This window comes from Arthrobacter sp. ISL-95, assembly GCF_018613695.1.
In the GTDB taxonomy this organism is placed as follows: Bacteria; Actinomycetota; Actinomycetes; order Actinomycetales; family Micrococcaceae; genus Arthrobacter.
Map to the genome: position 1 here is coordinate 228,775 of NZ_JAGGPR010000003.1, position 18,736 is coordinate 247,510.

The 18,736-nt window shown below is 61.5% G+C and carries 21 protein-coding genes; 12 read left to right on the top strand and 9 right to left on the bottom strand.

The annotated features are described in order from the left end of the window. The first annotated feature begins 238 nt into the window (after positions 1 to 238). Both J7I86_RS03325 and J7I86_RS03330 read left to right on the top strand, forming a co-directional pair. Positions 239 to 1,186, top strand: coding sequence for a phosphoglycerate dehydrogenase (locus J7I86_RS03325; RefSeq protein ID WP_214815472.1), 948 nt, complete (start codon positions 239 to 241; stop codon positions 1,184 to 1,186). Between the two features lie 150 nt (positions 1,187 to 1,336). Beyond that, positions 1,337 to 2,281, top strand: a complete 945-nt coding sequence (locus J7I86_RS03330) for a manganese catalase family protein (RefSeq protein WP_214815474.1) — start codon at positions 1,337 to 1,339, stop codon at positions 2,279 to 2,281. Between the two features lie 95 nt (positions 2,282 to 2,376). On the opposite strand, the gene J7I86_RS03335 is transcribed toward J7I86_RS03330, so the two are convergent. Both J7I86_RS03335 and J7I86_RS03340 read right to left on the bottom strand, forming a co-directional pair. Then, a complete protein-coding gene (locus tag J7I86_RS03335) occupies positions 2,377 to 2,667 on the bottom strand; it encodes a DUF1540 domain-containing protein (RefSeq protein WP_214815476.1) in 291 nt (96 codons plus the stop codon). Between the two features lie 147 nt (positions 2,668 to 2,814). Next, on the bottom strand, positions 2,815 to 3,012 hold the full coding sequence (locus J7I86_RS03340) for a hypothetical protein (RefSeq protein ID WP_214815478.1): 198 nt from the start codon (positions 3,010 to 3,012) through the stop codon (positions 2,815 to 2,817). A gap of 306 nt (positions 3,013 to 3,318) precedes the next feature. Between J7I86_RS03340 and purS the strand changes: the two genes are divergently transcribed. From purS to purL, 3 genes are read left to right on the top strand one after another with little or no spacing between them, the layout of a single operon-like run. Then, positions 3,319 to 3,570, top strand: a complete 252-nt coding sequence (purS, locus tag J7I86_RS03345) for a phosphoribosylformylglycinamidine synthase subunit PurS (RefSeq protein WP_011773385.1) — start codon at positions 3,319 to 3,321, stop codon at positions 3,568 to 3,570. A gap of 1 nt (position 3,571) precedes the next feature. Further along, entirely contained in the window at positions 3,572 to 4,342 is a 771-nt protein-coding gene (gene purQ / locus J7I86_RS03350) for a phosphoribosylformylglycinamidine synthase subunit PurQ (RefSeq protein ID WP_214815480.1), read from the top strand. Further along, a complete protein-coding gene (gene purL, locus J7I86_RS03355; protein ID WP_024819426.1) occupies positions 4,339 to 6,648 on the top strand; it encodes a phosphoribosylformylglycinamidine synthase subunit PurL in 2,310 nt (769 codons plus the stop codon). Before purQ ends, purL begins: the two co-directional genes overlap by 4 nt. An 83-nt stretch (positions 6,649 to 6,731) precedes the next feature. Here purL and J7I86_RS03360 read toward each other — a convergent pair whose 3' ends face one another. From J7I86_RS03360 to J7I86_RS03370, 3 genes are read right to left on the bottom strand one after another with little or no spacing between them, the layout of a single operon-like run. Next, the gene (locus J7I86_RS03360; RefSeq protein ID WP_214815482.1) at positions 6,732 to 8,150 is read right to left on the bottom strand and encodes a bifunctional diguanylate cyclase/phosphodiesterase; all 1,419 of its coding nucleotides are present in this window, start codon (positions 8,148 to 8,150) and stop codon (positions 6,732 to 6,734) included. Then, a complete protein-coding gene (locus J7I86_RS03365; protein WP_214815484.1) occupies positions 8,147 to 8,650 on the bottom strand; it encodes a hypothetical protein in 504 nt (167 codons plus the stop codon). Before J7I86_RS03365 ends, J7I86_RS03360 begins: the two co-directional genes overlap by 4 nt. Next, a complete protein-coding gene (locus J7I86_RS03370; protein ID WP_214815486.1) occupies positions 8,647 to 9,825 on the bottom strand; it encodes a GGDEF domain-containing protein in 1,179 nt (392 codons plus the stop codon). Before J7I86_RS03370 ends, J7I86_RS03365 begins: the two co-directional genes overlap by 4 nt. A gap of 150 nt (positions 9,826 to 9,975) precedes the next feature. Between J7I86_RS03370 and J7I86_RS03375 the strand changes: the two genes are divergently transcribed. Next, the gene (locus J7I86_RS03375) at positions 9,976 to 10,269 is read left to right on the top strand and encodes a DUF503 domain-containing protein (protein ID WP_214815488.1); all 294 of its coding nucleotides are present in this window, start codon (positions 9,976 to 9,978) and stop codon (positions 10,267 to 10,269) included. 6 nt (positions 10,270 to 10,275) lie between these two features. Here J7I86_RS03375 and J7I86_RS03380 read toward each other — a convergent pair whose 3' ends face one another. Next, on the bottom strand, positions 10,276 to 10,917 hold the full coding sequence (locus J7I86_RS03380) for a GntR family transcriptional regulator (RefSeq protein ID WP_214815490.1): 642 nt from the start codon (positions 10,915 to 10,917) through the stop codon (positions 10,276 to 10,278). A gap of 161 nt (positions 10,918 to 11,078) precedes the next feature. Between J7I86_RS03380 and J7I86_RS03385 the strand changes: the two genes are divergently transcribed. Genes J7I86_RS03385 through J7I86_RS03410 form a run of 6 tightly spaced genes read left to right on the top strand, consistent with a single transcriptional unit; the run spans position 11,079 to position 16,311 of the window. Then, positions 11,079 to 12,440 (top strand): MFS transporter, encoded by a 1,362-nt coding sequence (locus tag J7I86_RS03385; protein ID WP_214815493.1) that lies wholly within the window; start codon positions 11,079 to 11,081, stop codon positions 12,438 to 12,440. Then, entirely contained in the window at positions 12,437 to 13,231 is a 795-nt protein-coding gene (locus J7I86_RS03390; protein WP_214815496.1) for a carbon-nitrogen family hydrolase, read from the top strand. Before J7I86_RS03385 ends, J7I86_RS03390 begins: the two co-directional genes overlap by 4 nt. A gap of 9 nt (positions 13,232 to 13,240) precedes the next feature. Next, the gene (locus J7I86_RS03395) at positions 13,241 to 13,927 is read left to right on the top strand and encodes a DUF2848 family protein (RefSeq protein ID WP_214815498.1); all 687 of its coding nucleotides are present in this window, start codon (positions 13,241 to 13,243) and stop codon (positions 13,925 to 13,927) included. Next, the gene (locus J7I86_RS03400; protein WP_214815502.1) at positions 13,924 to 15,411 is read left to right on the top strand and encodes a 4-hydroxyphenylacetate 3-hydroxylase family protein; all 1,488 of its coding nucleotides are present in this window, start codon (positions 13,924 to 13,926) and stop codon (positions 15,409 to 15,411) included. Before J7I86_RS03395 ends, J7I86_RS03400 begins: the two co-directional genes overlap by 4 nt. 2 nt (positions 15,412 to 15,413) lie before the next feature. Next, entirely contained in the window at positions 15,414 to 15,785 is a 372-nt protein-coding gene (locus J7I86_RS03405) for a cupin domain-containing protein (protein ID WP_214815505.1), read from the top strand. Position 15,786: 1 nt separating this feature from the next. Next, the gene (locus J7I86_RS03410; protein WP_214815508.1) at positions 15,787 to 16,311 is read left to right on the top strand and encodes a flavin reductase family protein; all 525 of its coding nucleotides are present in this window, start codon (positions 15,787 to 15,789) and stop codon (positions 16,309 to 16,311) included. 58 nt (positions 16,312 to 16,369) lie between these two features. Here the strand turns inward: J7I86_RS03410 and J7I86_RS03415 are convergent, their stop codons facing one another. From J7I86_RS03415 to J7I86_RS03425, 3 genes are all read right to left on the bottom strand, one after another. Beyond that, on the bottom strand, positions 16,370 to 16,690 hold the full coding sequence (locus tag J7I86_RS03415) for a putative quinol monooxygenase (protein WP_214815511.1): 321 nt from the start codon (positions 16,688 to 16,690) through the stop codon (positions 16,370 to 16,372). Between the two features lie 132 nt (positions 16,691 to 16,822). Further along, positions 16,823 to 17,716: a carbohydrate ABC transporter permease gene (locus tag J7I86_RS03420; RefSeq protein WP_214815513.1), complete on the bottom strand. Its 894-nt coding sequence runs from the start codon at positions 17,714 to 17,716 to the stop codon at positions 16,823 to 16,825. After that, positions 17,716 to 18,732, bottom strand: coding sequence for a sugar ABC transporter permease (locus tag J7I86_RS03425; RefSeq protein WP_309476653.1), 1,017 nt, complete (start codon positions 18,730 to 18,732; stop codon positions 17,716 to 17,718). Before J7I86_RS03425 ends, J7I86_RS03420 begins: the two co-directional genes overlap by 1 nt. Positions 18,733 to 18,736: the final 4 nt, after the last annotated feature.

Sequence of the window (18,736 nt, forward strand, 5' to 3'; positions counted from 1 at the left end):
GAGGACCAGGCTCCATCGCCCAGGCCTGTCAACTTTTAGTTGGTTGAACCTTTGACAGTTCTTGTCAAAGCCGCGCAACCAGCCGAGTCACAGAGTACCTAGTGAGAGCCAAATATGACATACAGCACATTTCAAGAATTTTGTCTTGTCATAGAGCCGGTGATTCGTCATGAAACTCAGGCGTGCCCGGTAGCCTCGAATGCGTACCACCGAGCCACCTTGACGCAATGGAGCCGCCGTGAAAATCCTCATCCCCGACACCATCGAACTGGACCTGTCCGGACTTTCCGTTCCCGGGAAAGAGGTGGCGGTGTATCAGGTGGACAAGCCCATCCCCGGCGAGCATCGGGATGCAGAGGTGATGGTGGCATGGCGGAATACCTCGGAGAACCTCACCGACGCCGCCCGCTCGATGCCTGATCTCAAGCTGGTCCAGACCCTCGCGGCAGGCCCGGATTCAGTGCTGGCAGCCGGCTTTGCAGACAACGTAGCCATCACTTCCGGCCGCTCACTTCACGATGGCCCCGTGGCCGAGCACGCGCTGGCATTGGTTTTGGCAGCCGTGCGCCGCCTGGATGTTCTGCAGGAGTCCCAAAGGGCTGGCACCTGGAACCAGCCTTACAACGCAGCACAGTCGGACCCGGCAACGGAACAGCTCTACACGCTCGACGGCGCCAACGTCACCATTTGGGGCTTCGGTTCCATCGCGGGACGGCTGGCTCCCCTGCTGGCCGCCTTGGGCGCGAACGTCACCGGCGTCGCCAGCTCCAAGGGTGATCGCTACGGCTTCCCCGTGGTGGCTGACGACGAATTCCACCAGGTCCTAGGCACCACGGACGTCCTGGTTTCCATCCTGCCCGCTACCCCGGAAACTGCTGACGCCCTGAACGAAGAGGTCCTCCGGGCCCTCCCGGACACTGCCATCTTTGTCAATGTTGGCCGTGGCGCCACCGTGGATGAAGACGCCCTCCAGGCAGCGCTGCAGGAAGGGAGGCTGCGGGTTGCCGCCCTGGATGTCACCAAGGTTGAGCCCCTTCCCTCCGACTCCAAGCTGTGGGATGCACCGAATCTGATCATCACGCCCCATGTGGCAGGCAACCGCCCCAAGGGTGCGGCCAAACTGGTCATTGCCAACATTGAAGCACTCACGGAAGGCAGGCCGCTGACCAATCAGGTTGCAGGCTGACGCCAGCCGGATTGCGGGCTGACGCCTGACAATTAGTCGGTACTTATCATTGCCTCCGAATAGTAAGCATGCTTATGGTAGGTGGGTCCGGGGTGGCCAGCAGAGGGTTTCCACCCCAAACACGCAGCATGAACAACGTGAGGAATCGCAATGTACCTGCACACCCAACTTCTCATCAACGAAATCGCCGCTGACGAGCCCGATCCAGCCGCAGCAAACGCCCTCCAGGAAGGTCTCGGCGGACAATTCGGTGAGATGCGCACCATGATGCAATACCTGTTCCAGAGCATGAACTTCCGCGGGGACCCCGCTTCCAAGCCCTACAAGGACCTCCTCCAGGGCATCGGAACCGAAGAGATCAGCCACGTGGAACTCATTGGCACCACCATTTCGCAGCTCCTTGACGGCTCACCGCGCTACCAGGGCAAGAAGAACGATCCCGTGGACGAACCCGGAGCAAAGGGCGCCACTCCCCTGAACATCGCACTGGACCACAGCAACATCCACCACTACCTGGTGGGTGCGCAAGGTGCACTGCCCGTGGATGCCGCAGGCAACCCCTGGAGTGGTTCGTACGTTTACAACAGCGGCAACCTGGTGCTGGACCTGCTCTACAACCTGATGCTCGAATCCACCGGCCGGCTCCAGAAGTGCCGCATTTACGAAATGACGGAGAACAAAACAGCCCGTTCCACCATCGCGTACCTGATCGTCCGCGACCAAGCGCATGAGAATGCTTATGCAAAAGCGCTGGAAAGCCTGGGCGTGAACTGGGGCAAGGTCCTTCCCATCCCCAAGACCAACGCGGAGCAATTCCCGGAAGTGAAGAAGCTCCTGGACAAGGGCCTGCAGAGCATCCAGTACACCTTCAGCGCTGACAACTTGAGCGAGGCCGGCAAGCTCTTCCGCGGAGCGTCCCCGTCCAACGACGGCACCGAGCTAAGCACCGACGTCATGCCTGACGGATACCCGATCACCATTTCCCCGGAACGCAAGGAAGAGTTTGCGCCAGGGTTGGACCCGGAGCTCCTGGCTTTGATCCAAGCCGTGGCCGAACAGGAGCTGCAGGACGCCAACAACCCCAAGGGCGGCTAACCCCACACCGGTCGGCTAATAGCAGTAGATAGCAACCGCACAAAAAAGGTCCCCGCTTCCAACGAGGCGGGGACCCTTTTGTTCGTCAGAAAATATCAGGAGTGCTCGTACGTCAGGCAGTCAGCGGCTTCGCGCCCGGGGCCCACCTTGACGTCATGTGCCTCGCACATGAGGTTGTTGTTGTGGACGCACTCGGAACGCTGGCAGGCGCCTACGTGGGCAAGGACCTTGGGAAGGCCGCCCATGGCGTTGGTGTCAATGAACGTTGCGCAGGAAGCGTGATCCTGGGTTCCGCCGATGGTGATTCCAAAGGCTGTGCAGCCATCGTGGTTGAAACCGCAGCTGCCAACGCTACAGGCGGATACTTCGGCAATGTGTTCGGTCATTGTTCCTCCTGGTTTGGATCTGAAAGGTACTGGGACAGAGCCCCTCGTGTACTTCCAAACTACGCCGGAATTACGACATTTAACCGCTTTGAATAGCGCATTTGTATGTGCCCTAATCTGCGTCATTCCGCAGGAAATCTGCTGTTTTTAGGGCAGGTTTCGCTTACTCGGAGTGCGGAGGGCATCGCTGATTTTGGCACGCGTTTCAGCGTCAAGCGGAGCGGTCACCCGGCTGTTCCGGGCGGCGCGGTCCGCCATGACCTTCTGGATGACCATTCGACCCAAACCAGCAACAACAGCTGCAGCCACAACGCCCAGCACCATCGATCTCGGTTTCTCAGCCATGCCGCAATCCTAGTGACGACGGCCACCCGGGGAAAGTGCCGCCGTCGAGCCGTCAGTTGGGTCTTTTTACCCCGGTGCGGCGGGGTGCCCTCGCACAATCGCGCTGAATAGGGTATGTGCGCCGCTCCCGGTAGAATAGGTGTGCAAGCTCGCGGAGCGCCCCCCATGCCGTTCAAACATTGCAGTTCACAACCGTGTTTAACCCTGTGTTCAAGACGCTGTTTGAATGCGGCTGAACGGCGTGAGACGGCACCTCCGCGGCAGCCTTATTTAAGGTTCACCCAACTCACGCACAGGAGTTACCGGATGCCCCGGATCGTCGTTGACGTCATGCCCAAGCCCGAGATTCTGGACCCCCAGGGGAAGGCCATCGTGGGTGCTCTGCCCCGCCTCGGCTTCAACAGCTTCAGCGCAGTCCGCCAAGGCAAGCGTTTTGAACTGACCGTCGACGGCGAGGTGACCGACGCTATCCTGGCCCAGGCCCGCGAAGCTGCCGAGACCCTCCTGTCCAACCCGGTGATCGAGGATGTTGTCAACGTCGAGGTCGTCGAGGCCTGATATGACGTCGATCCCCCTGATTGGCGAGGCTGTAGCCGTCGCCGCAGAACCCCGCTTGGCCGGCGCCAAGATCGGCGTCGTCACTTTCCCCGGAACTCTTGACGACCGCGACGCCGCCCGTGCAGTGCGGCTTGCAGGCGGCACTGCGGTGTCGCTCTGGCACGCAGACAATGAGCTGGGCGATGTTGACGCCGTCATCATCCCCGGCGGTTTCTCCTATGGTGATTACCTCCGCGCCGGTGCCATTTCGCGGTTCGCACCGCTGATGTCCAAGATCATCGATGCCGCGAACTCCGAGGCGAGGCTCCCCGTGTTGGGCATCTGCAATGGTTTCCAGATCCTCACCGAATCGCACCTGCTGCCCGGTTCCATGATCAAGAACGACCACCTGAAGTTCATTTGCCGGGACCAGACGTTGCGCGTGGAGAACGCCAACACTGCCTGGACCGTGGACTACACCGACGGCCAGGAAATCATTGTGCCGTTGAAGAACCAGGACGGTCAGTACATCGCTGATGAGAAGACCCTGGATGCCCTTGAAGCTGAGGGCCGTGTGGTCTTCCGCTACGTGGGCTTCAACCCGAACGGCTCCCGCCGCGACATCGCCGGCATCTCCAACGCCGCCGGCAACGTGGTGGGCCTCATGCCGCACCCCGAGCACGCTGTGGAGACCGGGTTCGGTCCCGAGTCACTCGATGGGGCTCCCCGCGACACCGACGGACTCGGTTTCTTCACCTCCGTTTTGACCAAGATTGTGGGAGGCGACAAGTGACCACGGAAACCACCAAGAAGTTCAACATCGATACCGTTGAGCACGCTGCCAAGACACCGGACACGGAACTCCCGTGGGCCGAGCTGGGCTTGAAGCAGAACGAATTCGACGAGATCGTCAAGGTCCTTGGCCGCCGCCCCACCGGCGCCGAGCTGGCCATGTACTCCGTCATGTGGAGCGAGCACTGCTCCTACAAGTCCTCCAAGAACCACCTCCGCCAGTTCGGCGAGAAGGTCACCGAGGAAATGAAGAAGGACATGCTGGTTGGCATCGGCGAGAACGCCGGCGTCACCAACCTGGGCGACGGCTGGGCCGTGACGTTCAAGATCGAGTCCCACAACTCGCCGTCGTTCGTTGAGCCTTACCAAGGTGCCGCTACCGGCATCGGCGGGATCGTCCGCGACATCATTTCCATGGGCGCACGCCCGGTTGCCGTCATGGACCCGTTGCGTTTCGGTGCAATCGACCACCCGGACACCGCGCGCGTCATGCACGGCGCCGTTGCCGGCATCGGTGGCTATGGCAACTGCCTCGGCCTGCCGAACATCGGCGGCGAAATGGTCTTCGACTCCGTCTACCAAGGCAACCCGCTGGTGAACGCCCTGGCCGTTGGCGTCATGCGCCACGAGGACATCCGCCTCGCCAACGCTTCCGGCAAGGGCAACAAGGTTGTCCTGTTCGGTGCACGCACCGGCGGCGACGGCATTGGCGGTGCTTCGGTGCTGGCCTCGGAGTCCTTCGATGACACCAAGCCCTCCAAGCGTCCGGCCGTCCAGGTGGGCGACCCCTTCGCTGAGAAGGTCCTCATCGAGTGCTGCCTGGAGCTTTTCAAGGGCTCGCTGGTTGAAGGCATCCAGGACCTCGGCGCCGCAGGCATTTCCTGTGCCACGTCCGAGCTCGCGTCCAACGGTGACGGCGGCATGGAAGTAGAGCTGACCTCGGTCCTGCTCCGCGATCCCACGCTGACCCCGGGCGAGATCCTCATGTCCGAGTCGCAGGAACGCATGATGGCCGTGGTCACCCCGGAGAACATCGCAGCGTTCGAGGCTGTTATGGACAAGTGGGCTGTGGAGTACTCCTGGTTGGGTGAAGTTACCGACACCGGTCGCCTCATCATCACCTGGGAAGGCGAAGTAATCGTCGACGTCGATCCCCGCACCGTTGCCCACGACGGACCGGTCTACGACCGTCCGTTCGCCCGCCCGGAGTGGCAGGACTCGGTGCAGGCCAACTCGTTCACCGGCTCCGTAGAGGACGCCGGCCGTCCCTCGGCTCCCACCGAGCTGGCTGCAGCTGTGACCGAGCTCGTTGCATCACCGAACATGTGCAGCAAGGCCTGGATCACCAAGCAGTACGACCGCTACGTTGGCGGCAACACTGCCATGGCGTTCCCGGACGATGCCGGTGTGGTCCGCGTTGACGAGGAAACCGGCCTGGGCGTTGCCTTGGCCACCGACGCCAACGGCCGCTACACCTACCTTGAGCCGTACCAGGGTGCACAGCTCGCGCTGGCTGAGGCCTACCGCAACGTTGCCACTTCCGGCGCTGTTCCCATGGCCGTCAGCGACTGCCTGAACTTCGGTTCCCCCGAGGACCCGGATGTCATGTGGCAGCTCGCCGAAGCCATCCGTGGCCTCTCCGACGCCTGCATGGAGCTCGGAATCCCCGTCACGGGCGGCAACGTCTCCCTCTACAACCAGACCGGCACCACGCCGATCCACCCCTCCCCCGTGGTGGCAGTACTGGGCAAGCTCGACGACGTCGCACGCCGCACGCCGTCGGGCTGGCGCGAGGACGGCCAGGCCATCTACCTGCTGGGCACCACCGCAGCAGAGCTGGACGGTTCGGAATGGTCCAACCTCCGCGGACACCTCGGTGGCTTGCCGCCGAAGGTGGACCTCGCAGCCGAGCGTGCCTTGGGTGAAATCTTGATCAACGCTTCCCGGGACGGCATGGTTGACGCAGCACACGACCTCTCCGAAGGTGGCCTCGCGGCTGCTTTGGTCGAGTCCTCACTGCGCTACGGCGTCGGCGCCCGCATCGCCCTTGAAGAACTCATGGAGCGCGACGGAGTGGACCTGTTCACAGCCCTCTTCTCCGAGACCCAGGCCCGGGCAATCGTGTCCGTGCCGCGCTCGGAGGAAGTCCGCTTCAAGGACATGTGCACGGCCCGCGGCTTCGCCCACCTCCGGATCGGCGTTGTTGACGCTGCCGGTGGAAAGCTGGAGATCAACGGCGTGGACGAGCTCTCCCTGGACGCTCTCCGCGAAGCACACGAAGCCACCCTGCCGAAGTACTTCGGCTGATCTTCCCCGCTTAAAGCAACGCGGGGTCACTTATGGCCCGATAATCCCCTCGGGGAGGGCCATAAGTGACCCCGCGTTGCTTGTTAAGCCGGCCGGGTCCGCAGCCGAGCCAATTGCTCCGTGAACTCTGCCGCCGGCATCGGCCTGCCAAAGTAATACCCTTGGCCGCTCGCGCAGCCGATGCTCCGAAGCGCTTCTGCCTGCTCGGCAGTCTCGATCCCTTCCCAAACACCCTCCAAGCCACAGGAGCGGATGACTTGCTGGATCGCGGCCAGGAAGTCCAGCTGGGAAGGATCCGTGCCCAGGTCCTTCACAAACTGCCGGTCCACTTTCACCCTGTCCACCGGCAATTTCCTTAGGTAGCCCATGGACGAGTAGCCGGCACCGAAATCGTCGATTTCAAGTCCAACACCAAGCCTGTGCAGGCTCGCCAGGGTGTAACGGTCCAGCTCGTTGTTGTGGATGATGGCACTCTCGGTGAGCTCCAGCACCAGTGATTCCGGGGCCAGGCCTTTCTCCGCCAAGGCTTCGCTGACGTCGTCCACGAACTCCAGGCTTTGAAGATCGGCCGCTGAGACGTTGATCCTCATGGAGAAGTCCTGGTGTGCGGTGGCCTTGGCCTCCCGCCACTGCTGCAACTGAGCTACGGCCGTGCGCAGGACCCACCTGCCCAATTCCGCGATCTGCCCGGTTGCCTCGGCCACGGGGATGAACTGGTCCGGCATGATCAGGCCATGCACGGGGTGTCTCCACCGCACCAAAGCCTCGCAGCCTTCGATCCTGCCGCTGGCGAGCTCCACGATCGGCTGGTAGTAGAGGACCAACTGATCCGAACGGATGGCATCGCGGAGTTCTCCCACTACCTGCCGCTGCAGCAGCCGGGCGTGCAGGGTTGCGGGGTCGAATACCTTGAGTTTGTTCCTGCCCTCGTTCTTGGATTCTTCCATGGCCAGATCGGCCTCTTGCAGGAGGTCTTCAATGCTGTGATGCGGCTCCGCGGTGCGCAGCCCAATGCTTGCCCCGCAGCGGATGCTGTTGTTCCCGAGATCGATGTTCGGTTCCAGCGCGGCAAGGATGCGGTTTCCGACGGCGGCGGCCCGGTTTTGCGGGGTGGCGGGCAACAGCACAGCGAATTCGTCGCCGCCCAGGCGGGTGACGACGTCGTTCTCTCTGATGGCCGACTGTATGCGCATGGCAACGGTGACCAGAACTTGCTCCGCTGCGGCATGGCCCGCAGAGTTCTTGAGTGCTTTGAAACCGTCCAGATTCAGGAGGAGGAGTGCCGGCGGGACGGCGCCCTTGGCCGCAGCTTCCTGGGCGTCGATGAACGCATCCACCAATGCCAGGCGGTTGCCAAGCCCGGTGAGTGCGTCGGTGAGCGCCTCCCGGCGCTGTTCATACCGGGCCTGATGGAGTTCTACCATCAAGGCCTGGACGTGCTGCTCCAGTTTCTCGATCCTCGAATCAGCGGATATCAGCCTGTGGGGCTTCGTGGCACTCACGACTCTTCCAGGCGTCGCAACGTTGAGTCGGCAACAGCATGGGGCTTGGAGACAGGGTTGCGGCGTTCGTCCAGGAAGATCCGGTAAGAGGCCACGTCCAGCCTGCCATCCGGCTCAACCTTGTTGCCGGCACGGTATACATGGGTGATCCAGGCGCCTCCGAGGATGGCCTCAATCCATGCATCGCATTCTGCGAGCGGGAGGTGTACCCGGGTTCCGGTGTTCCTGCGGTGACCGGCAATGGAAACTGTGATGCAGCTGCCCAGGAGGCCTTTGTCCGCCGTGAACCAGGCGAGGCCTTCGACGTCGGCCACTATGGTCAGGTTCGCGTTGCTTTCCTCTACCGACTGAACGGGACCCATCCTGACTGACCGGCGGTCAGCGTTCAGCGTGGTGGCTGTTCCGGCTTTGTAGGGTGGGCTGGTGATGTCATGGCGGAACGCGGACAGTTCCTGGGTGTGCTGGATCTGGATCCGGGTGGTGAGTTCGTTGAAGGTCATGATCGTGCCTCATCCGCTATAGTGGCCGCCTGAGGGCGGTCGGCTCCTACAATCCTGTTTCTGCCCAGCGCCTTTGCGCTGTAAAGGGCTGCGTCCGCTACCTCGATCATGAAATTGAGATCGGCGGACGCGGGAATGCTTGACGTGACTCCGTAGCTGATGGTTGGGTACACCACACCCTCCGGCGCCGGCAGTGCTGCCATCCGGTGGCTGATTTCCGTGGCTATGTCCTCTGCCCGGTCCTCCGTTGCCCCAGGCAGGAAGAGGACAAACTCTTCCCCTCCATAGCGTCCGATGAGGTCCGTGGACCGGACCGAGGCGGTGCACGCTTCAGCGAAAGCCCGCAAGGCCTCGTCCCCGGCTCCGTGGCCGTGTTCGTCGTTGACGGCTTTGAAGTGGTCCAGATCGGCCAGGACAACAGCTGCGCCCGAACCCGTGGAGTGCAGGCGGTCAAGCTCAGTGGTTGCGAGGTCAAGGAAGGCTCCGCGGTTGAGGAGTCCCGTCAGGTGGTCACGGGTGGCACGTTCCCGGAGGCCTTTGATGAGTTGGTCACTGGTCAGGGCCGTCATGCTGAACGAAACGGTGACCAGCAGGACCATGGATATCAGTGACGAAGGTCCCGGCCCAAAGTAGGTGAGGAAGGCGTGGCTGGCCGGTCCTTCCATCGCATAAACCATCCAGCGACCCAGGTAGTAGGCGGCCAGCAGGCCTGCGGCTACTGAGAGGGCTTTGTGGACTTGGGAGTGGGAGGACTTGATGAACCAGAGGTTGTAGGCGGCCAATGCTATGCCCAGAGTCATCATGGCCAGGTAGACGAAGCCTCCGGACCAGACGTTGTTCCCGGGGCTTTCCAGAACGGATGCGATAGCGGTGACGGCGGGACCAACAGCCAGCTGCCACGGTGCGGCTTTCCGGTCCCGGAGGGTCTTCGCCCCGGCCCAAACGCTGAAGGCGCCTGCCACTACAAGGACATTGCCTGCGGGGTTTGCCCACCCCTGGTGGGGGGTTCCGTTGAGGAGGAAGGCGGCGTTGCCCACCATGAACTCGAGCAAAGCCAGGCTCCACCAGCCTGCGTACGGCGAGCGCGTGCGGTGGAAGGAAGTACAGAACAGCATCAGGAGAGTCACGGTGACCACGCCCAGGGCTACCCTCACCGAGAATGCGTCGAGCTCCATGCCAACCCCCTCAGCTGGTCATCCTTCGCTTTGAGTTCAGTCTCCCGGGGCTTCCTCAACCTCAATGCTGCGTTTGCTCAAGATTGACTCAAGATGCGGTGAGGTGGTGCCGCCATCCCGTACCTCGGATGCCTGCGGTGATAATGAACCATGTGGATCGGTTGGATTGAGTTCGACGTCCTCTTGGGCGATGTCCATAGCCTCAAGGAGAAGCGCTCGCTCCTTCGGCCCCTGGTGGCCGAACTGAAGCGGCGCTTCGAAGTTTCTGCTGCCGAAACCGGTCTACAAGACCAGCACCGGAGAGCACTGGTGGGCGCCGCTGTGGTTGCCCCGGACCAAGCGCACCTTCAGCAAGTACTCGACGCCGTTGAACGGTTCGTGGCCGCCCGGCCTGAGTTTGAGCTGCTGAGCGCACGGCAAAGGGAGCTGCACAGCGAGGACTAGCTACTCCTAGTAGCCGATGACGGCCAAGCGGGTGGAGTCCTGGTGCGCATCGATGGCCCGATGGGCTGCCTCAAGGCTTCGGCTGCGGAGGGCGTCAACAATCAACTGGTGTTCGCGGAGAACATCACCGGCGCGGTCTGCGCCTTGGCTGACAGCCTTGACGCCGATCCTGAGCTGCTTTTGCCGGAGGGAGGCATAGAAATCAGCCAGGACGGGGTTGCCGCCTGCACGGACCATCAGCGTGTGGAATTCGGTATCCAGTTCGATGAACCGTGCCGGATCCTCCCGGGCTTCCTGTTGCTGGTCAATGACTTGCTGGAAGGCATCGATCTGGGCATCGAGCATGGTCTCCACGGCTGAGACTGCCCACTTTTCCACGACCGCCCGGGCCTGCAGTATGGCGCGGACATCGGGATCCGAGATGGGCGGGACGTAGGCACCCTTGTGAGGGACGCGTTTGACGAACCCCTCCGCTTCGAGGCGCAGCAGGGCCTCCCGCACGGGCGTCCGTGATGTACCAGTGGTCTTTGCCAGGACCCCTTCATTGAGGAAGGTTTCTTCCTCACGGGGCAGGGCTGCGATGTAGCTTTTCATCCACTGGTAGGCCACTTCTGGCTGCGACTGTGCAGTGGGAGTCATCTGGATCATGCAGAGCCTTTCTCGCCTAGCCCAGTATACGAGTTGCATTCGAAACGTCGGGAGTTCCAAAAACTTCTGCTTCAAATATAGACAGGTTGTATACAACTCGTCTACAGTCTACTTAGTGACACCCCTCACGCCCTGAAATCTCCCCGCAAAAGGACCCCACAATGACCGAACTGAAGAAAGCAGAACTGAGGCGACAGAAGCACTCGAGCTTGCCCGTCGTTGCTGCTTCGAGCCTCGCCGGCACCGCCGTCGAATGGTATGACTTCTTCCTCTACGGCACCGCGGCCGCGCTGGTATTCAATAAGCTCTTTTTTCCCACTGATGATCCGTTGGTGGGCACCATGCTGGCCCTCGGAACGTTCGCGGCCGGCTTTCTTGCCCGCCCCATCGGCGCCATAGTCCTGGGACACCTCGGCGACAAGCACGGTCGTCGAGCCACCTTGGTTGCCAGTTTGATGCTCATGGGCGTGGCCACCACGCTCATCGCGTTCATCCCCTCCTACGCTGCCATTGGGGTTACCGCGCCATTGCTCCTCCTGCTCCTCCGCCTGATTCAGGGATTTGCCCTGGGCGGGGAGTGGGGTGGGGCCGTCCTTCTCGTCTCCGAACACAGCAACGAAAGCGCCCGGCGTGCCTTCTGGGCGTCCTGGCCCAATATAGGACCACCCCTCGGCAACCTGATGGCTGCCGGCGTCCTAGCCATACTGGCCGCCACCATGCCGGAGAGCGAGTTCTTGGCATGGGGCTGGCGGATCGCGTTCGGATTGTCTGCCCTGCTGGTGGTCATTGGCCTCATCCTGCGGCTCTACGTGCAGGAAACCCCGCTGTTCAAAGAAGCACAGCGGAAGCGCGAGGCCGAAGGCAACAAGGAACGCAAAATGCCGTTGGCCATCCTGTTCCGCCGCAATTGGCGGGAAATTCTCATCGCAACCGGCAGCCGGATGGGCGAGAACGCAGGCTTCTACATCTACTCGCTGTTCATCATCACCTACGTCACCCAGATCATGGGGCTACAGAGGCAGACCGGCCTCACCGCCGTCATGATCGGGCAGGGTGTGGCCGTCGTCGCCATTCCTATCCTGGCTCTATACGCGGACAAGGTGGGCCGGAAGCCCATCCTGATCGGCGCGTCGATTGCCACCATGGTGTGGGCCTTCGCGTTCTTCTTCCTGCTGAACACGGGCCAGCTGTGGGGCATCATCGCCGCTGCGGTAGGTGGACTCCTGATCTTCGCGGCCTACAGCTCGGTCATCGGAGCCTTCTTCTCGGAGCTCTTCCCCACGGATGTGCGCTACAGCGGAACGTCGGTCTCCTACAACCTTGCATCGCTGATCGCCGGTTCGCTGTCCCCCATCATTGCCCTGGCCCTCTACAGCGCCTTCGGCACCGGTTATGCGATCGGAATCTACCTCGCCGCCATGGGCTTGATCTCCATGGTCTCGGTGATGTTCGCCAAGGAAACCAAGGGCCTGCGGCTGAGTGACCTGGACGAGCCCACTTCTGAGAGTAAGGAACTTCCATGAAAATTGCACTCGTCCAGGTGGCCAGCCCGGACTCCGAAACCCGTGAGGAACGGATCGATCGTGTAGAACGGATCCTTCGGGGCATCACCGGCGCAGAACTGATCGTGCTCCCGGAACTTTGGAGCGCCGGATACTTCCATTTCGACCAGTACCAGGCACTGGCAGAAACGCTCACCGGGCCCACAGTGTCCATGTGCTCACGGGTCGCCGCAGACCTGGGTGTCCATGTCCACCTCGGCAGCATCATTGAAGCCCACGAGGACGGCCGGCTGAGCAACACCTCCATCCTGCTGGGACCGGACGGCAGCGTGGTCCACACGTACCGGAAAGTCCACGTGTTCGGCTACAAGTCCAAGGAGGCGAGCCTCCTCACCGCAGGCTCGTCACTGCCCGTTGTCCAACTGCCGTTCGGTGCCGTTGCGGGCATCACCTGCTACGACCTCCGCTTCCCCGGTTTGTGGATGGAGCTGAGCACCCGGGGCGCGGAGATGGTCATCGTCCCAGCAGCTTGGCCTGCAGCGCGACGGGAGCACTGGCGCCTGCTCACCACTGCACGGGCCGTGGAGCACCAGATCTTTGTGATCGCCTGCAACGCCGCTGGCAGCCAGGAAGGTGCCGAGCTCGGCGGCCACAGCAGGGTTGTGGATCCGGCAGGCAATGTCATCGCCGAAGCGGACGCCGGCGAAGCCGTGCTCATGGTGGACATCGACCCGCAGCAAGTGAACACAGTCCGCACCGAATTCCCCGTCATCGGCGATCGCCTCGCCGCATACGACACCCTGACCGTCTAGAGGAGAACCATGGAAACAACAAGGCAAGTCCCACTCACTTTCAGGGTGGTGGGCACGGACAAGACAATCGTTATCACCAACTTTCACGCCGTAGTGGCCGGTTATACGGGCCGCGACCCCAAAGCGGTCCAGCATCACATCGACGAGCTCGCAGCGATCGGCGTGGCTCCCCCACCGGAGGTTCCCATGTTCTACCGGATGGACTCGGACCTGTTCGAGACCACCGGAGAGCACGAGACCTCGGAAAATCTCACGTCAGGCGAGATCGAACCCCTCTACATCCGCCATGACGGAAAGTACTACCTCGGCATAGGCTCCGATCACACTGACCGGGACATTGAAGCCCTGGACATCGGCGATTCCAAGCGTGCCTGTCCCAAGCCCGTCGCGGGCGAGGTGATCGCCGTCGAATCCCTGGAGGACCTGGACCTCGACGAGTGCCTAGCTCGTTCATGGGTTGACGGCACCCTGTACCAGAAAGGTTCGCTGAGCGGCCTGCGTAAGCCGGCAGACGTCGTCGAGCGTCTTCTGGCTCGAACAGACATCGGCGACGGCGATTTCATGTGCCTTGGCGGCACCCTGCCCCTACTGAACGGGAAGTTCGTTGATGGAACTTCCTGGAAGTTGGAGCTCTCGTTGCCGAATGGGACCACCATTGAACATAACTACAAAATCAAGAAAGGCTCACTTCGATGAGAACCGGAAAAGAGTACCTGAAGTCCCTGAACGACGGCCGGACGGTGATCCTCGACGGCGAGGTAGTGGGCAACGTCCTGGAACACCCGGCGTTCGCGAAGGTTGCCCACACCATGTCCGAGCTGTTCGACATCGCAGCCGACCCCGCCAACGGAATGCAGTTCCATTCCGAGGAAATCGACGGACCCGCAAACCGCACCTTCGCCGCGCCACGCACCCAGGAAGAACTGGTCCTGCGCCGCCAGGCCATTGAAAAGTGGGCCAAGCACACCCACGGCTGGGTTGGCCGCAGTCCCGATCACGTGGGAACGTTCTTCGCCGCGTTCGGTTCACACCCGGACGTCTTCAAGAACGATGAGCGTGACTTCGCTGGCAACGTGGAGCGTTACTACAAGAAGATCCTCGCCGACAACCTGTACCTGTCCTACGCCATCATTCCCCCGCAGGTTTCCCGCGCAACCACAGCGTCAGGATGGGAAGGGGAATACTTGCAGGTCGGCGTCGTACGCGAAACCGAAGAGGGCATCATTGTCCGAGGTTCGCAGATGCTTGCTACGGGTGCTGCCATTGCCGATGAAGTCTTTGTCACCTGCATCAAGCCCCTGGGCCCGGACGACGTGGACTTCGCCGTCAGCTTTGCCATCCCGGTGGCAACCGACGGACTGAAACTCTACTGCCGCCGTCCGTTCGCTCCAGCCGCCACCAGCGACTTCGACTACCCGCTGACCAGTCACTATGACGAGCCCGACGCGTTGGTCGTTTTCGATGACGTGCTCATCCCTTGGGACCGAGTGTTCATCAACCGGAACATTGACACCCTGCGCCGCCAGTTCTTCGACACCGGCGCCCACGCCCTGGGCAACTGGCAGGCCCAGATCCGGTTCTCCACCAAGCTGAAGTTCATCGCGTCCGTTGCCCGCAAGGTCACCCAGGTGAACGGCACGGACAAGATCCCGGGCGTCCAGGAGAAGCTCGGCGAACTCGCCGCGATTGTCCAGTCCGTTGAGTCTGCTGTCCTGGCCGCCGAATACACGGCAACAACGGACGACGCCGGCATGAGGGTTCCAGGAAAGAGCGCACTTTACGGTGCCATGGGCCTGCAGTCCGAGACGTATCCGCGAGTGATCTCGATCCTCCGCGATCTGGTGGGCGGCGGCGTGCTGCAGTTGCCCTCCAGCATCGCGGACATGACCAGCAACGTGACCCGACCGGACATGGAACGCTACGTCCAGTCCCCCGGTGTTGCCAGCGAGGAACGCGTCAAGCTCTTCAAACTTGCCTGGGACATCATCGGATCCGAATTCGCCGGCCGCCACCAGCAGTACGAGATGTTCTACGCCGGTGCTCCGTTCGTGGTTCGCGGTGCCTACACCTACCGGAACTACGGCTACGACGCCTTGGTTGCGGAACTGGACACGTTCCTGGGTTCCTACAGCATCGAGAGCACGGTCAATGGGACCGGCAACGTCATGGAAGGGGCATAGCCATGGCAAAGCCCGAAGTAGAGTTCACCCCCGTATCCTCAGTGGACTTCGCACCGTGCAACCCGCACATCGAAGGCCTGTCCGAGGCAATTCTTACCCGGGATTCGGACAACGACAGCGTCACCCGGATCCTCAAATTCGAACCAGGTACGGACACCTCCCCCAATGGGGTCCTCACCCACGATTTCTGGGAAGAAGTGTTCATCTTCGAGGGCTCCTTCGTGGATCAGCGCCTCGGCAAGACCTTCAAAGCCGGCGACTGGGCAACCCGCCCTCCCGGAATGGAACACGGACCGTGGGTCTCCGAAAACGGCGCCAAGATGTTCGAAGTCCGGTACTACACGGAAACGGCACAAACGGAGCGGAGTAACTGACATGAGCCTGGCACCAGCCTTCACCATCCCCGACGCCATGGGAATGCGCCGCGCCATGGGCCGATTCCTCACCGGCGTCGCCGTGGTCACCACCCAGCACGAGGACGAGCAGTACGGGATGACCATCAGCTCACTGACCTCCATCAGCCTGGAACCGCCCATCCTGATGATCTCGCTGAACTTCTGCACGCGCACCGGTGAAGCACTTTTGGAGAGCGGCAAATTCGCAGTCTCCATCCTCGGCGCAAAGCAGGAATCCGTGGCCCGGCGTTTCGCTGTCCGCGGCGGGGACCGCTTCGGCGACGGCGACTTCGACATCACGGACAGCGGTCTGCCGGTCATCAAGGGCGCCCTCGCCCAGGCGGACTGCAGCGTAGTTCAGCAGTACGACGTCGGTGATCATCAGGTCTTCTTCGGCCAGGTCACCACTTGTCGGGACCGGGACGGTGAGGTGTTGGCGTTCAAGGCCGGACGCTTCGGCTCGTTCAGCGACTTCGGCCATGCCGAGATTCCCTGGATGTTCTGAGGAGAAATGCATAAAAGGGCGGTGCCAGGCTCGTTGAGTCCGGCACCGCCCTTTCCAGCTATTCGATGGTCAGCTCACCCATGCGGTCCCAGCCGCTGCCTTCGAACTGGCGGCTGATGATGTGGGGAGTCTCCACGAGGGCTTGCGGCATGTCTGCCATGGCCTTCTTGAAGTGTGCGCTGTTGACGTGGGCCTCAGCGGCGTCGTCCTGGAAGGCTTCCACCAGGACGAACTCGTTGGGGTTATCCACACTGCGGGACCAGTCGAACCACAAGTTGCCGGGTTCTTCGCGGGTCGCCTTGGTGAAGTCGGACACCAAGTCCAGCCAGCGCTCGGACCAATCGGGCTTGACGTTGAACTTGACCACAATAAAGATCACGGGATGCTGCCTTTCGTTGCACTACGGAATCCGTTCCATCCTTCCAGAATTAAAGCCCGACGGCGGCCCGCACCGAAAGGTGAGGACCGCCGTCGAACGCTGTTGTGGCGTGGTTGTGCTACTTGGTGACTCTTACTTCGACGTGCCCTGAGAGACGGAGCCCTGCAGCTGGCGCTGGAAGATCACGTAGACAATGAGCACCGGAATGACCGTGACGCTGACCGCTGCGAACAGTGCGCCGTAGTCAACTGCGTAGCCCATCTGGCCGGCGAAGGCCGCGAGTTCCTGGGAAAGGACGCGCGGACCGGCGGCGTTGATGGATACCGGAATCAGGAACTGGTTCCACAAGCCCAGGAAGTTGAAGATGGCAACCGAGGCGAGGCCCGGCTTGGCCATCGGTAGCATCACCTGGAAGAACGTCCGCCACTCCCCTGCTCCGTCGAGGGCCGCTGCTTCAGTGATTTCGTGCGGCAGCGATTTGAAGAAGGAAAACAGGAAGAACACGGTGAACGGGAGCGCGAAACCGACGTACACCAGGATGAGTCCCGGCAGGGTGTTCAGGAGCCCCATGTTCTTCAAAACGAAGAACAACGGCACCATGGCGAGGAAAATCGGGAACGTCAGCCCGGCGAGCATCAGGTAGTAGATGGCCCTGCTGCCCGGGAAGGTGTAGCGGGCCAGGACGTAGGCGCACATGGCACCGAGGACCATCACGATCACCAGGGCCACGGCCACAACGATCACGGAGTTCAGGAAGGCGCTGCCGATTCCGGCTTCGCTCCAGGCCTTGACGTAGTTGTCCAGCTTCCATTCACCGGGCAAGGCGAACGGCGAAGCGAAGATCTCGCTGGACGTCTTGAAGGAGGACATGAACGTCCACAGGAGTGGAAGGATGACGATCAGGGTCCAGATGGTCAGCGCGGTGTGCGAGACCGCTCCCACCACCTTGTCACCCGGCGTGGTTCCCGGGGTCCGCGGCTGGAAGTGCAGTGACTTCATTTCCGGGGTTGAGACTTTGGTTGTCATTAGAGGCTCACATCCTTATCGCCGCCGGTGAGCCGATTTACCAGGAACACCAATCCGGAGAAGATCAGCGTGGCAATGGCCAGCACAACGCCCATGGCACTGGCGAGACCGAACTGTCCCTTGCTGAATGCCGTGAAGAACAACTGTTGCGCCATGACCAGCGTGGAGTTGTCCGGACCACCGCCGGAGTTCAGTGCGGCCATGTAAACGAACGCGTCCAGTGCCAGGATGCCCATGTAGATGTAGGCGGTCTGGATGTTGTCGCGGATCAAGGGGATGGTGATGGACACGGCGGTGCGGAAGCGACCGGCGCCATCAATCCTGGCGGCCTCGAAAAGTTCGGCAGGAATGCCCTTGATGCCAGCCACGAAGAGAACCATGTAGAAGCCAACGAAGCCCCACACAATGACGAACATGGTGGCGATCATGGCGGTGTTCTTGTCACCCAACCATGCAAAGTCCTTGAACTGGTCCAAGCCGAGGCCGGTCAGGATGCCGTTGAGCAAACCGCCCGAGGGATCGTAGATCTGACCCCACATGATGCCGATCGCTACTGCGGGAATGGTGTACGGGAAGAACGAAACCACGCGGTAGAAGCTGGAATTGCGCAAACCTTTGATTTGGCCTTTGCTGCTCCCGCCTACGGTAACCAGCGAGGCAAGCACCAGGCTCAGGATGATGGTGATGATCGGGAGGAAGATGACCAGGAGGATGTTGTTGGACATCGCCTTCATGAAGATGTCATCGGTAAAGATCTTCACGTAGTTTTCGAGACCTATGAAGTTCTGGTTGGGCGAGAAGCCGGACCAGTCCGTCAGTGAATATCCGAATGCCTGAATGAACGGCCAAATCACGAACAACAGGTAGATCGCCAACGGCAGTCCGAGGAACACCGCGAAGAAACTGACCTTGTCCCATGTCAATGGCTTACGCCGCCGCCTCACCACTTGCAGTGGGGCCTTCGCCGGAACGACGGCGGCCAGGCCGTCGTCGTTCCGGCTCTGCTGAGTTTTCACTGAG